Genomic DNA, 13,504 nt, shown 5'->3' on the forward strand with positions numbered 1-13,504 from the left:
CCTGATACAGAGGAATTAGCGCCTCGCGGCACAGACTAAACAGCAAGATCGAGGGCTTCAGGACTACGTTCTGAAGCCCTTTTTGCTGTAAGTGCAGTGAGGAAAGACCCGATGAAAATGCCGAAACGTCTGATTGCCAGCCTGGGCGTGCTGATGTTGAGCGCTACCCCGTTGCTGCACGCGAGCGCCGATCAGCGCGACGATCACGACCACGGCGGCCCGCAACAGGGCCAGTACGATAACCATGGCGACAATCATGGGGATGATCACCGCGATCATCAGGACAACCATCGCGGTGGCCCTCCGCCGCGCGACTTCGGTCCGGTGCGTCAGACGATCCACGAACACCACGAATATTTCGTGCGCGGTGCGCCGCCACCTCCAGGTATACATCTGGAGCGCGGCCGGCCGTTGCCTCACGGCTATTACGGTGAGCGTCTGGACAATCGCGCGCTCGGTCGCCTGCCGTATTACCCAGGGTACGAATGGCGCCGGGCAGGGGGTGACATTGTGCTGATCGCCGTCGGCACCGGGATTGTGTACGAAGTTCTGGAGGGGGTGCTTTGATCTAACGTACAGGCAAAAAAAGGGCTTCGCGGACTATCCACGAAGCCCTTTTTCTTATGGCAGTTCCAACCCGCCGGCGGCTTTGTGCAGCTTGCGTAGATGCTCACCAACCTGCTTCAGGTTGGCTTCATTGGCGGCCATTTCCGCTGCGCGGTCCGGTTCGAGCAGCGCTCGCACTTCCTTGTCCAGATCGCCAGTCAGCACCAGCAGCTGCTTTTGGCGCAGGCTGCTTTCCGATTCCAGGCGTTGCGACTCACTCGGTTGGGGCAACCCGTAACCGCCACTGCCGAGCAGTTCGGCCGGGCGACTGAGGTAGCCGCTATTGGCGAGGAGCTGTTGCAAGGTCGCATTGGCCTTGTCCATGCCGCCGTTTTCCAGGTTCCGCGCGCCGAGGTAGCGCTGCTTGACCTCGTCCTGGGCCAGCAGCAATTGTTGGCGCAGGGCCGCTTGTTCCAACAACAGCAGTGCCGCGCTGGTGCGCAGGTCAGCCTGTTCGAACCATTGCCGGCGCTCGACCGCTTTTAATGCCAGCCAGTCCTCGACTTTGTCCTGTTTGATCGGCAAGCGTTTTTTCAGCACTTCGAACATGGCTTGATAGCGGTCGCGGAAGGAGTCGAAGCGATAGCCCAGTCGTAGCGCTTCGCGTGGATCATCCAGCACGCTGGTGTCGGCCAGTCCCCGGCCCTTCAGCACCGCCAGCAAGCCGTTGGGCATGATGTTGTCGAGCCCGACCAGTTTTGGGTTGTTGGTGCCGCCTCGCAGCAGTTTCAGTTCTTCCACCGCACAATTGTTGGAGAGGAAGAAGTAGTTGCCGTCGTAACTCCAGTGCATCTCCGCGGCACGCTCCACCACATCTTCGATCTCATTGCGCGACAGGTTCAGCGGCACCGAAGCCAGGCTGCGCAGTTCGGTCTTGGTGTACTCGTCGATGACCTGGGCGAGCGGGAGGACGAACAGGCGCGAGGGGTATTTGCCGACCAGTCCGTCCCAACTCGAGAGCTGTACATCACCGACGAAGGCGCGATAGGACAAGACCAGATGCTGGTCCAGATCGAGACGGCAGTCGGGGCCTCGTGGTCGTCCCGGCGCACAAATCACCAGCCGCAACATGCTGTGGCCCCAGCGACTGACCCAGTTCTGGTTGGCTTCGGCCAGCAGGTAGTCGACCGCATACACCCGTTCCGGATCAACCTGCCCGAGGGGTGTTTTGGCAAAGTCATTGCCGGCGTTGAGGAAGGCGAAGGTTTTGGCGCAGGTGTCTTTCGCCGCTGGCGCCCAGCCGAAGTGTTCCTGGTAGTAGCGATACAGCGCCGGACGCCGACAGGCGTAGCTTGGGTCGAGGAGGAAATACTCCATGTTGACCGCAACGAACTCTTTGGGGCTGTCCGTTTCGTAAATGTCCGGGCTACGCGCGATCTGGCGGTTGTGCTGTTCACGTTCGCCGCGACGGCCGACGTATTGTTGCCAGCCAGCGAGGTCGAGCAGGCGCGGATCGTCGCTGAGGGTAAAGCGCCGATCATTCTGGCCACGGCACTGATCGGGAATACCGACCAGTCCGGCGCTGTTGCTGCGTCGGGTGCAGTGTTGAATCAGTTTGCGCTCGGCGTCTGGCCACAGGCGCGAACGGTCGTAAATGTGGGTGAGTTCGTGCAACACCGTGGCGAGCATTTCCCGGCGGACGGTGCCATGGGGGCGATAGGTCTTCTTGGTCGCGGCGCTGCCGTCGGTGAGGCTGGCGAGCAGGTTGCGATTCAAGTCGAGTTCGGACACCAGCGTCGCCTGGCCGTAGGCGTTGCTCGGCATGTCGTCGGTCCAGCCGACATCGATACGTCGGTCCAGTTGCTCGATGAACCGCGGCGGCAGCGCCTGCATGGCTTCATCGAGCAATGCCTGGCTGGCTTGCTGTTGTGCGGGGCTGAGGCCTTCAGTCTTGAGCTGTAATTGCAGGCTGGCGTGGGCCGCGCTGCCGAGCAGCATCATGACCCCGGCCAGCAGCCAGGCGACTGACGGCCTCACAGTGCGAGGATGGCTTCGGCGAGTACCTGATCACTGGCATCCCGGGCTTCCGGCACGCGAATGCGTAGGGTATTGAAAGCCGCTTCGAGGTGCGCGCCGCGAATATCGCCATCGCTGGCCACGAAACTGGCTGCGTCATCTTGGGCTTCGCGAATGATCTTCGAGTCACGGATGGAGGTGGTGGTGTCCGAGGTGAAATCAAGCGTGCGCTGGGTGGCACGAATGAGCATGTTACTGGTGGCTACCAGGGTATGGGCCTGGGCCACGTCAGCCAACAACAGCAGGCCAAGGGTGGCGGCAATCAGCGGGTTACGCATGGAACAACTCCGGAGAAACAAGGATAACTATTGGACGAGAATTGCTTGTGCCAGTTCAAGGTCGCTTGCATGAAGTTTTGGCCGGGTATGGCGCAGGTAAATCAAGGCCGATTCCAGCTGTGCTCCGCGTAATTGACCGTCACTGGCGATGAATGCCGCGGCATCATCGTGCGCGGCGAGCAGCAGTTTACGGTCGAAGGGTGCGGAGGTCACCAGACTGGTGCCATAACCACTGGCGACAGTGCCTTGCGTGGAAAGATTGAAGGCATCGAAAGCCTGTGCCGGGCCCGACCAGCAGGCCACAAGCAGTAGGGGTGTGAGCAACAACCTTGAATGAAAATGCATGAGACTCGATAGCTGAAAGCGAGTCCCAAGGCTAGCGCAACACCCGGTCTAGAGCCAGTGCCGAAACATGGGGACACGTTGGGCGTGTCCCGCGTCAGGTATCGCTTAGATGGTCAGGATGGCTTGTGCCAGTTGTGCATCGGTTGCGCTCAGCTGTGGCGCCTGGTGGCGAATGTAATCGAGTGCACTTTCCAGTTTTACGCCGCGGATGGCGCCTTCGCTGGCGACGAAGCTGGCCGCATCATCGCGCGCTTCACGCACAATCTTGTTGTCCTTGAAAGAAGAGGAAACGACGTCGGTGGTTGCGTCGGACGTGGCTTTGAGGGCATTGACGACCGCATCGGTGGTCACGATAAAGCTGGTGGCGTGGGAATTGGCCGCCACGGCAAGCAGGGCAGCAGCGCTGAGCAGACGAAGACGGGACATGGTGTAACTCCTTTGGATAACCGATTGAGAGGTAGCGAGGTATCTGCGGGATCAGACGTCTGTCCTGCAGCGCTCGCCACGTTCTGATTGGATATTAGGCGCTTTTACCCGTTCGAACAGTCCCGTCTGTGCTGGCAGGACATTAGCGCCAGAACGGTTTATCCAGTTCCATGAGGCGATCGGCGTGGCTGATGCCCAAGTCTGATAGTTGCTGCGCATTGAGTTGCCCCAACAAACGCCGGGTTCTGGCTCGTTCCAGGCAACGGGAAAGAGTTGTCCACGCGCGTTGAAGCCAAGGTTTACAAGGTTTTGATTGCGGCGCGGGAGCGGAAACATCTTGTAAGTGATTCATGGCGCGATCCTTGTGCTTGGAAATGAGATTCCATGGTGATCCCCTCCGTTCTTGTGAAACAGGCACACTGCGCTGAAATTGTACTTATACAGATGTAGAAATTAGATAACTGTACTGGTTTTGTAGAACGCCCTTTGTTTTTCGGGTTTCCAGCCCAAAACGACAAAGCCCGTCGTGGTTTCCCACGACGGGCTTTGTTTTTTCAATCTGGGATGCTGGCAGTGGACCCGATGGGTCAGGGCCAGCGACGCTAAGTTAGCGCCAGAACGGCTTGCTCAGCTCTTCGTAGCGTTGTGCTTCGCTAATCCCGGCGTCAGCCAGCAGACGCGAATCCAGGCGAGCCAGTTGGTGGCGGCTGGAGATGCGGCGCTGCCACAGCATCAGGTTGGCGATAACGCGCAGAGGCATGGAAGCCTGGGTCTTTGCAGCAGTGTCTTCGAAGAACAGGTCGGAACTGAGTGTACGTTCCATGATTGACATCCTTCCGCTTGTGGCGGGATTAGGTAGTGGTTTAACTGGTGCCCATGATCCTCTCGTTTGCCTAGTCTCTGTAGATACAGTTCACCTGTATTGTGAGGGACCAGTTAACTGTTAATAGTGGGTGTACTGGTCTAAATTGAGGCAACTGTACCTGTCTGCACCGATATCGTGCGTTTTTGCTCGTTCGGCCTGAAAAGGTAGGCAATTACGGTAGGAAATGACCAGTACAGCAGTACAGTTTTAAACAGAATTATGCTTGGCAACGGCAGGCTGACGAAATTGTGTTTGCGCCAGCCGCCATCTGTACCAATTACGCCTTGAGCATGCGCCCGGTTTCTTCCAGGTTGATGTGCCAGCTCAGCGCATCACGGAGGATATGCGGCGTGTGCCCGCCAATCGCGCAAGCGGCGGCGAAGTAGTTGTCCAGGGCCTGGCGATAGTCAGGGTGCACGCAGTTGTCGATGATGACCCGCGCCCGCTCCCGGGGTGCCAGCCCGCGCAAGTCTGCAAGGCCGATCTCGGTGACCAGGATGTCGACGTCATGCTCTGTGTGGTCAACGTGGCTGACCATCGGCACGACACTGGAGATCGCGCCGCCCTTGGCGATCGATTTGGTAACGAAGACCGACAAATGCGCATTGCGCGCAAAGTCGCCCGAGCCGCCAATGCCGTTCATCATTCGTGTGCCGCAGACGTGGGTGGAGTTGACGTTGCCGTAGAGGTCGAACTCCAGGGCGGTGTTGACGCCGATGATGCCCAGGCGGCGCACCACCTCAGGGTGGTTGGAGATTTCCTGTGGGCGCAGGACCAGTTTGTCCTTGTAGCGCTCGAGGTTGCCAAACACATCGGCGTTGCGGCGACTCGACAAGGTAATCGAGCTGCCCGATGCGAAGCTCAGTTTGCCGGCATCGATCAGGTCGAAGGTCGAATCCTGCAGCACCTCGGAGTACATGGTCAGGTCTTCGAATGGCGAATCAATCAGGCCACACATCACCGAGTTGGCAATGGTGCCGATGCCGGCCTGCAGCGGGCCGAGCTTGTTGGTCATGCGCCCGGCAGCCACCTCTTGCTTGAAGAAGTTGATCAGGTGATCCGCGATGGCTTGGGTGTCGGCATCGGGTGGCAATACGGTGGACGGCGAGTCCGGTTGATTGGTGATCACGATCGCGACGATCTTCTCCGGCGGGATCGGGATGGCAGTGCTGCCAATGCGGTCATCGACTTTCACCAGCGGAATCGGCGTGCGGGTCGGGCGATAAGTGGGGATATAAATGTCGTGCAGGCCTTCGAGATTCGGGTTGTGCGCCATGTTGATCTCGACGATCACGTGTTTGGCGAAAATCGCGAAGCTGGCCGAGTTGCCAACCGACGTGGTTGGCACGATATGACCGTGCTCGGTGATCGCCACCGCTTCAATTACAGCGATGTCCGGCAACTTGAGTTGCTGGTTGCGCAGTTGCTCCACGGTTTCCGAGAGGTGCTGGTCGATGAACATCACCTCGCCCGCATTAATAGCCTTGCGCAGGGTGCTGTCGACCTGGAACGGCATGCGTCGCGACAGTACGCCGGCTTCGGTGAGCTGTTTGTCGAGGTCGTTGCCCAGGCTGGCGCCGGTCATCAGGGTGATTTTCAACGGCGAGACCTTGGCGCGCTCGGCCAGAGCCTGGGGTACGGCTTTGGCTTCGCCGGCGCGGGTGAAGCCACTCATGCCGACGGTCATGCCGTCCTCAATCAGAGCGGCGGCGTCGGCGGCGCTCATCACTTTATCCAACAAGGAAGGCAGGCGAATACGGTCACGGTACATGGATTGTTATCTCGGGCAACGGGTAGCAGGATGCGCAGTCTAGTGAATTACACCGACTCCTGTCCCGCTACCAAGGTCGCAAACGAGGCGTCTATTTCGGGCCTTTGGCGCAAAACACCATTACCGGATCGGTAACAAAAGCGTAGTTTTGTCCGACGATTTGCGCAAACAAAAACGCCCCGACGAGTCGGGGCGTTCTGTGTGCCGATGAGGGTTACTCGACGGCTTTGACCATGTCTTCGATGACTTTCTTGGCGTCGCCAAAAACCATCATGGTCTTGTCCAGGTAAAACAGTTCGTTATCCAGACCGGCATAGCCGCTGGCCATCGAGCGTTTGTTGACGATGATGGTCTTGGCCTTGAACGCTTCCAGGATCGGCATGCCGGCAATCGGCGACTTCGGATCGTTCTTCGCGGCCGGGTTGACCACGTCGTTGGCGCCCAACACCAGCACCACGTCGGCCTGACCGAACTCGGAGTTGATGTCTTCCATCTCGAACACTTGGTCGTAAGGCACTTCGGCCTCGGCCAGCAATACGTTCATGTGGCCAGGCATCCGACCGGCAACCGGATGGATCGCGTACTTCACGGTCACACCGCGATGGGTCAGCTTCTCGGTCAGTTCTTTCAGCGCGTGCTGCGCCCGTGCCACTGCCAGGCCGTAGCCCGGAACGATGATCACGGTGTCGGCGTTGGTCAGCAGGAACGTCGCGTCGTCAGCCGAGCCGGATTTCACCGGGCGGGCTTCCTTGGCGCCGGCCGGACCTGCATCGGCTGTGTTGCCGAAGCCGCCAAGCAGCACATTAAAGAAGGAACGGTTCATCGCCTTGCACATGATGTACGAGAGGATTGCACCGCTGGAGCCCACCAGCGAGCCGGCAATGATCAGCATCGAGTTGTTCAGCGAGAAGCCGATACCCGCCGCCGCCCAGCCGGAGTAGCTGTTGAGCATCGACACGACGACCGGCATGTCCGCGCCGCCAATCGGGATGATGATCAGCACGCCAAGCACGAAGGCCAGGGCCAGCATCAAGGCGAAGGCACTCAGGTTGCCAGTCAGCATGAAGGTCACGCCGAGGCCCAGTGTCGCCAGGCCCAGCAGCAGGTTCAACTTGTGCTGCCCGCCGAACTGTACCGGTGCGCCCTGGAACAGGCGGAACTTGTATTTGCCCGACAGCTTGCCGAAGGCGATCACCGAACCGGAGAAGGTGATTGCACCGATGGCCGCGCCGAGGAACAGCTCCAGACGGTTACCAGCCGGAATCGCGTCGCCCAGTTGCTTGACGATGCCTAGCGATTGCGGCTCAACAACCGCAGCAATGGCGATGAACACCGCAGCCATACCAATCATGCTGTGCATGAAGGCGACCAGTTCCGGCATCTTGGTCATCTCGACGCGCTTGGCCATGATCGAGCCGGCGGTGCCGCCGACCAGCAGACCGACGATGACGTAACCGATGCCGGCGGTGGCAAGCTCTGCGCCCAGCTTATAGATGAGGCCTACGGTGGTGAGGATCGCCAACGCCATGCCGAGCATGCCGTACACATTGCCGCGCCGGGACGTGGTTGGGTGCGACAGGCCTTTGAGGGCCTGGATGAAGCAGATCGACGCGATCAAGTAGAGCGTCGTTACAAGATTCATGCTCATTACTTCGGCGCCTCTTCTTTTACGACTTTCGGGGCTTTTTTCTTGAACATCTCAAGCATCCTGCGGGTAACCAGGAAGCCACCGAACACGTTCACTGCTGCCAGAGCCACCGCGAGGGTACCCATGGTTTTGCCCAGTGGCGTGACGGTCAGCGCCGCCGCCAGCATGGCGCCGACGATAACGATGGCCGAGATGGCGTTGGTCACGGCCATCAATGGCGTGTGCAGTGCAGGTGTAACGTTCCAGACCACGTGGTAACCGACATAAATCGCCAGCACGAAGATGATCAGGTTGTAGATACCGGGGGAGATAAGCTCTTCCATCGTCTGAATCCCTGCTTAGGCGTTTTTGCGGATGACTTGGCCATCGCGGCACATCAGGCACGCGGCGACGATATCGTCTTCGAGGTTCACTTCGAACTGACCTTCTTTGTTGAAGACCAGCTTCAGGAAGTCCAGCAGGTTGCGTGCATACAGCGCCGAAGCGTCTGCCGCCACTGCGCCGGCCAGATTGGTCGGGCCGCAAATGGTCACGCCATTCTCGACCACTACCTGATCCGCCACGGTCAGCGGGCAGTTGCCGCCCTGAGCCGCCGCGAGATCGATGACCACCGAGCCCGGCTTCATTTGCGCCACGGTTTCCGCGCTCAACAGCGTCGGTGCCTTGCGGCCCGGGATCAGTGCGGTGGTGATGACGATGTCAGCCTGCTTGGCGCGCTCATGCACGGCCAGGGCCTGACGTTGCATCCAGCTGGCGGGCATTGGCCGCGCGTAACCGCCGACACCAACGGCGCATTCGCGCTCTTCATCGGTTTCGTACGGCACGTCGACGAATTTCGCACCCAGGGATTCGATTTGTTCCTTCACCGCCGGACGTACGTCCGAGGCCTCGATCACCGCGCCCAGACGCTTGGCAGTCGCAATTGCCTGCAAACCGGCCACACCCGCGCCGAGAATAAGCACGCGCGCCGCTTTCACGGTGCCCGCAGCGGTCATCAGCATCGGCATGAAGCGCGGGTAGTGATGAGCGGCCAACAACACGGCTTTATAGCCAGCGATGTTCGCTTGCGAGGACAGCACATCCAGGCTCTGCGCACGGGAGGTGCGTGGCGCGGCCTCCAGAGCGAAGGCGGTAATGCCGCATTCGGCCAGCTTGGCGATGGTTTCATTGCTGAACGGATTGAGCATGCCCACCACAACGGTGCCGCTTTTAATCAGCGTCAGTTCGCTGTCGCTGGGAGCGACCACCTTGAGAATCAGCTCGGCACCAAACGCATCGTTGGCGCTGCCAATCGTTGCGCCTGCCGCTTCATAAGCACTGTCGACAACGCTGGCATTAATGCCGGCGCCGCTTTGCACAGTGACTTTATGACCCTGGCCGATCAGCTTCTTGATGGTTTCCGGGGTTGCAGCAACCCGTGTTTCACCCGTCTGGGTTTCGAGAGGAACACCAATGTGCACGTCAAATCTCCTGCGTGATCTTATTGAGTAAACCCAGGCACTTCGGATGGTGCGGCTGGGGCGGCCGATCAGCACGATCCCGCCGAATCAGGGCGGGGCGCGGCATTTTGCAGGCGAACTTTGTGCCCTTCAAGGGATTATGACGGGTGACGGAAAATTAACTACAAGTCACCCCGTGACCGAATGTCGCAACGAACTGGCTCAAGCCCTTACAGGCCGTGACTTGTAAGGGGTTTTGTTGAAAATTGACCAATTACATATCTTTACGGTGAATAGTGCGTCATTGCCCACCAATAGCGGCGCAAAGCCACGTCATCAGGCGCCTGTGGGACGTTTGTACTGCTTGTCCGTACAGCCTGTGTATATGCGACATATAGTTATATCTGTAGGGCTTTTGTTTTGCTGACTACGGGGTCAGCTAATTAGCTGAACCCTTTAACCCTCTAGGTTGTAGCTGTGCGCCTGATTGAGCAGCCAGTCGCGAAATGCCTTTAAAGACGCCGATTCCACTTTTCGCTCGGGAATCATCAGGTAATAAGCCTTGACGCTCGACAGTGCCTGCGGGTTGGCAATGACCAGGCGCTTCTCCGCCAATTCACGTTGAATCAGGAACGGTGGAATCAGCGCGATGCCCATGTCATGCATTGCCGCTTGGGCAAGCATGGAGAATAGCTCGTAGCGCGGTCCTGTCATGTCCCGTGGGATATTGAGGTGCTGCGAGTTAAACCACTGGCGCCATGCATAGGGGCGGGTGGTCTGTTGCAGCAGGGGGAGTTCAGCGATCTCGACGGGTGTCAGATTTGCCTTCTTGCCCAGTAGGGCCGGGCTGCACACCGGCATCGGATTTTCACCCATCAATCTGTGGGATTCGGTACCTGACCAGTCGGCATCACCGAAATAGATCGCTGCGTCGAAGTCAGTATCGGCAAACAAAAACGGTCGGGTGCGGTTAGTAAGGTTGACCGTCACTTCCGGATGCTTCTGCTGAAAGTCCTTGAGTCGCGGCAGCAGCCACTGGGTGCCAAAGGTCGGAACCACTGCCAGTTCGATCACGTTGGCGCCCTGTTGCCCCATCACCGACAGCGTGTCCCGCTCCACCGCATCGAGTTGTGTAGCGACGCGACGGCTGTAGGAAAGTCCCGCTTCCGTCAGTTTCACACCGCGCCGCGAGCGTCGGAACAGTTCGACACTGAGGAACTCCTCCAGGCTGGCGATCTGCCGGCAAATGGCGCCTTGGGTCAGCGAAAGCTCCTGGGCAGCTTTGGTGAAGCTTTCGTGGCGTGCGGCCGCTTCAAAGCTGATCAGGGCCGTTGTGCTGGGGATTTTCCTGCGCATGTACGTCAACCTCACTAATCCATCGCATAAAGGCTCTTTTGCGATGTTACGGAGTGAGAAATTAGCACAACAGTATGCAAAATCCTCGTTTGCCGTAATGCCGAACCCGGCCTAGGATCAGTCCACGCAATTTGACCCCGATTCGAGAGGACACACTCATGGGCGGTAAAGCTAGCTTCAACTGGATCGATCCTCTGCTGCTGGATCAACAGCTCACTGAAGAAGAACGCATGATTCGCGACACTGCCGAGCAATTCGCTCAGCAGAAGCTCGCACCGCGCGTTCTCGAAGCTTTCCGTCATGAGAAGACTGATCCAGCGATCTTCCGTGAAATGGGCGAAGTCGGTCTGTTGGGCGCGACCATCCCTGAGCAGTACGGCGGCAGCGGTCTCAACTACGTCAGCTACGGTCTGATTGCTCGTGAAGTCGAGCGTGTCGACTCCGGCTACCGTTCGATGATGAGCGTGCAGTCCTCGCTGGTGATGGTGCCGATCAACGAATTCGGCACTGAAGCCCAGAAGCAGAAGTACCTGCCGAAACTGGCCACCGGTGAGTGGATTGGCTGCTTCGGTCTGACCGAGCCTAACCACGGTTCCGACCCGGGTGCGATGATTACTCGTGCACGCAAAGTGGAAGGCGGCTACAGCCTGACCGGCAGCAAGATGTGGATCACCAACAGCCCGATCGCCGATGTTTTCGTGGTCTGGGCCAAGGATGACGCCGGCGACATCCGTGGTTTCGTTCTGGAGAAGGGCTGGAAAGGTCTGAGCACCCCGGCGATTCACGGCAAGGTCGGCCTGCGTGCATCCATCACTGGCGAAATCGTCATGGACAACGTGTTTGTTCCTGAAGAGAACATCTTCCCGGACGTCCGTGGTTTGAAAGGTCCGTTTACCTGCCTCAACTCCGCGCGTTATGGCATTTCCTGGGGCGCACTGGGCGCTGCCGAGTTCTGCTGGCACACCGCTCGCCAGTACACCCTGGATCGTCAGCAATTCGGTCGTCCATTGGCTGCCACTCAGTTGATCCAGAAGAAGCTCGCTGACATGCAGACCGAAATCACCATGGCGCTGCAAGGCTGTCTGCGTCTGGGTCGTATGAAAGACGAAGGCACTGCGGCAGTCGAAATCACGTCGATGATGAAGCGCAACTCCTGCGGCAAGTCCCTGGACATCGCTCGTATGGCGCGCGACATGCTGGGCGGCAACGGCATCTCCGATGAGTTCGGTGTCGCGCGCCATCTGGTCAACCTGGAAGTGGTGAATACCTATGAAGGTACGCATGACGTCCACGCACTGATTCTCGGTCGCGCGCAAACCGGCATCCAGGCGTTCTATTAATAGGAGAACGTCCATGGGCGCGCTTTCGCATCTGCGGGTACTGGATTTATCGCGGGTACTGGCCGGGCCTTGGTCCGGGCAGATCCTGGCGGACCTTGGCGCTGAGGTGATCAAGGTCGAGCGCCCGGGCAACGGCGATGACACGCGCGCCTGGGGGCCTCCTTTTCTGAAAGACGCCTATGGCGAGAACACCAGCGAGGCCGCCTATTACTTGTCGGCCAATCGCAACAAGCAATCGGTCACCATCGACTTCACGCGCCCGGAAGGTCAGAAGCTGGTGCGTGATTTGGCGGCGAAGTCGGACATCCTGATCGAGAACTTCAAGGTCGGAGGGCTGGCGGCCTATGGGCTGGACTATGCGTCGCTCAAGGCCATTAACCCGAATCTGATCTATTGCTCGATTACCGGGTTTGGCCAGACCGGTCCCTACGCCAAGCGTGCGGGTTATGACTTCATGATCCAGGGCCTGGGTGGCCTGATGAGCCTGACCGGGCGACCGGAAGGGGATGAGGGTGCCGGGCCGGTGAAGGTCGGTGTGGCGCTGACGGACATTTTGACCGGGCTCTATTCCACGGTGGCGATTCTGGCGGCGCTTGCGCACCGGGATCACGACGGCGGCGGCCAGCACATCGACATGGCGCTATTGGATGTTCAGGTTGCCTGTCTGGCTAACCAGGCAATGAACTACCTGACGACGGGCAATGCGCCCAAGCGCTTGGGTAACGCGCATCCGAACATCGTGCCTTATCAGGATTTTCCTACGGCGGACGGCGACTTCATCCTTACCGTGGGGAACGATGGTCAGTTCCGCAAGTTTGCTGAAGTGGCCGGGCAACCGCAGTGGGCAGATGACCCGCGCTTTGCGACTAACAAGCTGCGAGTGGCGAATCGAGCGGTGTTGATTCCGTTGATCCGTCAGGCGACGGTGTTCAAGACCACTGCGGAGTGGGTCTTGCAGTTGGAGCAGGCTGGCGTGCCCTGTGGCCCGATCAATGATCTGGCGCAGATGTTTGCTGATCCTCAGGTCAAGGCGCGTGGGCTGGCGATTGAAATGCCGCATGCGTTGGCAGGGATGGTGCCGCAGGTGGCCAGCCCTATTCGTTTATCCGAGACCCCGGTGGAGTACCGTAATGCTCCTCCATTGCTGGGTGAGCATACGCAAGAGGTTCTGCAGCGAGTACTGGGTCTTGGCGCGGGTGCCGTGGCTGCTTTCAAAGAGGCTGGGGTGCTCTGAGGACTTCTTCTATATAGAAGGGAGCTGTTCCCCTTTCTATATAGAGAGGCATCGGGTGGTTTTGCACCGTTCGGCAAGTTATTGATGGATAAGCAAAATCATTGCTTGACGGCAGATTCTGGATGTCTATAATTCGCCCCACTTCCGGCGCAGTCGAAACGGAAAACTCCTTGGTAAACA

General features: G+C 58.8%; 15 protein-coding genes. 3 read left to right on the forward strand and 12 right to left on the reverse strand.

Annotation, left to right across the window (positions count from 1 at the left end):
- Window positions 1-111 precede the first annotated feature (111 nt).
- Window positions 112-567 (forward strand): anti-virulence regulator CigR family protein, encoded by a 456-nt coding sequence (locus tag AC07N8_RS28100; RefSeq protein ID WP_493146931.1) that lies wholly within the window; start codon window positions 112-114, stop codon window positions 565-567.
- A gap of 54 nt (window positions 568-621) precedes the next feature.
- Here the strand turns inward: AC07N8_RS28100 and AC07N8_RS28105 are convergent, their stop codons facing one another.
- From AC07N8_RS28105 to AC07N8_RS28155, 11 genes are all read right to left on the reverse strand, one after another.
- Entirely contained in the window at window positions 622-2,583 is a 1,962-nt protein-coding gene (locus AC07N8_RS28105; protein WP_493146929.1) for a DUF7844 domain-containing protein, read from the reverse strand.
- Window positions 2,580-2,900 (reverse strand): DUF2388 domain-containing protein, encoded by a 321-nt coding sequence (locus AC07N8_RS28110; RefSeq protein ID WP_493146927.1) that lies wholly within the window; start codon window positions 2,898-2,900, stop codon window positions 2,580-2,582. Before AC07N8_RS28110 ends, AC07N8_RS28105 begins: the two co-directional genes overlap by 4 nt.
- 27 nt (window positions 2,901-2,927) lie before the next feature.
- Window positions 2,928-3,245: a DUF2388 domain-containing protein gene (locus tag AC07N8_RS28115; protein WP_483841470.1), complete on the reverse strand. Its 318-nt coding sequence runs from the start codon at window positions 3,243-3,245 to the stop codon at window positions 2,928-2,930.
- A 105-nt stretch (window positions 3,246-3,350) separates the two neighbouring features.
- Window positions 3,351-3,671, reverse strand: coding sequence for a DUF2388 domain-containing protein (locus tag AC07N8_RS28120; protein WP_140665562.1), 321 nt, complete (start codon window positions 3,669-3,671; stop codon window positions 3,351-3,353).
- Between the two features lie 142 nt (window positions 3,672-3,813).
- On the reverse strand, window positions 3,814-4,023 hold the full coding sequence (locus tag AC07N8_RS28125; protein ID WP_493146924.1) for a DUF1127 domain-containing protein: 210 nt from the start codon (window positions 4,021-4,023) through the stop codon (window positions 3,814-3,816).
- 255 nt (window positions 4,024-4,278) lie between these two features.
- Window positions 4,279-4,494, reverse strand: a complete 216-nt coding sequence (locus AC07N8_RS28130) for a DUF1127 domain-containing protein (protein ID WP_007947887.1) — start codon at window positions 4,492-4,494, stop codon at window positions 4,279-4,281.
- Window positions 4,495-4,813: 319 nt separating this feature from the next.
- Window positions 4,814-6,307, reverse strand: coding sequence for a succinyl-CoA:acetate CoA-transferase ScpC (gene scpC, locus AC07N8_RS28135; protein ID WP_493146923.1), 1,494 nt, complete (start codon window positions 6,305-6,307; stop codon window positions 4,814-4,816).
- A 214-nt stretch (window positions 6,308-6,521) separates the two neighbouring features.
- Entirely contained in the window at window positions 6,522-7,955 is a 1,434-nt protein-coding gene (locus AC07N8_RS28140; RefSeq protein ID WP_027926100.1) for an NAD(P)(+) transhydrogenase (Re/Si-specific) subunit beta, read from the reverse strand.
- The gene (locus AC07N8_RS28145; protein ID WP_007947884.1) at window positions 7,955-8,278 is read right to left on the reverse strand and encodes an NAD(P) transhydrogenase subunit alpha part 2; all 324 of its coding nucleotides are present in this window, start codon (window positions 8,276-8,278) and stop codon (window positions 7,955-7,957) included. Before AC07N8_RS28145 ends, AC07N8_RS28140 begins: the two co-directional genes overlap by 1 nt.
- Before the next feature lie 15 nt (window positions 8,279-8,293).
- Window positions 8,294-9,415, reverse strand: a complete 1,122-nt coding sequence (locus AC07N8_RS28150) for a Re/Si-specific NAD(P)(+) transhydrogenase subunit alpha (protein ID WP_483841467.1) — start codon at window positions 9,413-9,415, stop codon at window positions 8,294-8,296.
- Between the two features lie 435 nt (window positions 9,416-9,850).
- Complete coding sequence (locus AC07N8_RS28155; RefSeq protein ID WP_493146920.1) at window positions 9,851-10,750, reverse strand: LysR family transcriptional regulator; 900 nt, start codon at window positions 10,748-10,750, stop codon at window positions 9,851-9,853.
- Between the two features lie 158 nt (window positions 10,751-10,908).
- On the opposite strand from AC07N8_RS28155, the gene AC07N8_RS28160 reads away from it, so the two are divergent.
- The gene (locus AC07N8_RS28160) at window positions 10,909-12,090 is read left to right on the forward strand and encodes an acyl-CoA dehydrogenase (RefSeq protein WP_027926097.1); all 1,182 of its coding nucleotides are present in this window, start codon (window positions 10,909-10,911) and stop codon (window positions 12,088-12,090) included.
- Window positions 12,091-12,103: 13 nt separating this feature from the next.
- A complete protein-coding gene (locus AC07N8_RS28165) occupies window positions 12,104-13,324 on the forward strand; it encodes a CaiB/BaiF CoA transferase family protein (protein ID WP_483841465.1) in 1,221 nt (406 codons plus the stop codon).
- On the opposite strand, the gene AC07N8_RS28170 is transcribed toward AC07N8_RS28165, so the two are convergent.
- Window positions 13,302-13,504: hypothetical protein (locus tag AC07N8_RS28170; RefSeq protein WP_493146917.1), on the reverse strand; the 203-nt coding region annotated here is incomplete at its 5' end. The two genes, AC07N8_RS28165 and AC07N8_RS28170, sit on opposite strands and share 23 nt — an antisense overlap.

This window comes from Pseudomonas sp. GW821-FHT10C09 (assembly GCF_059415465.1).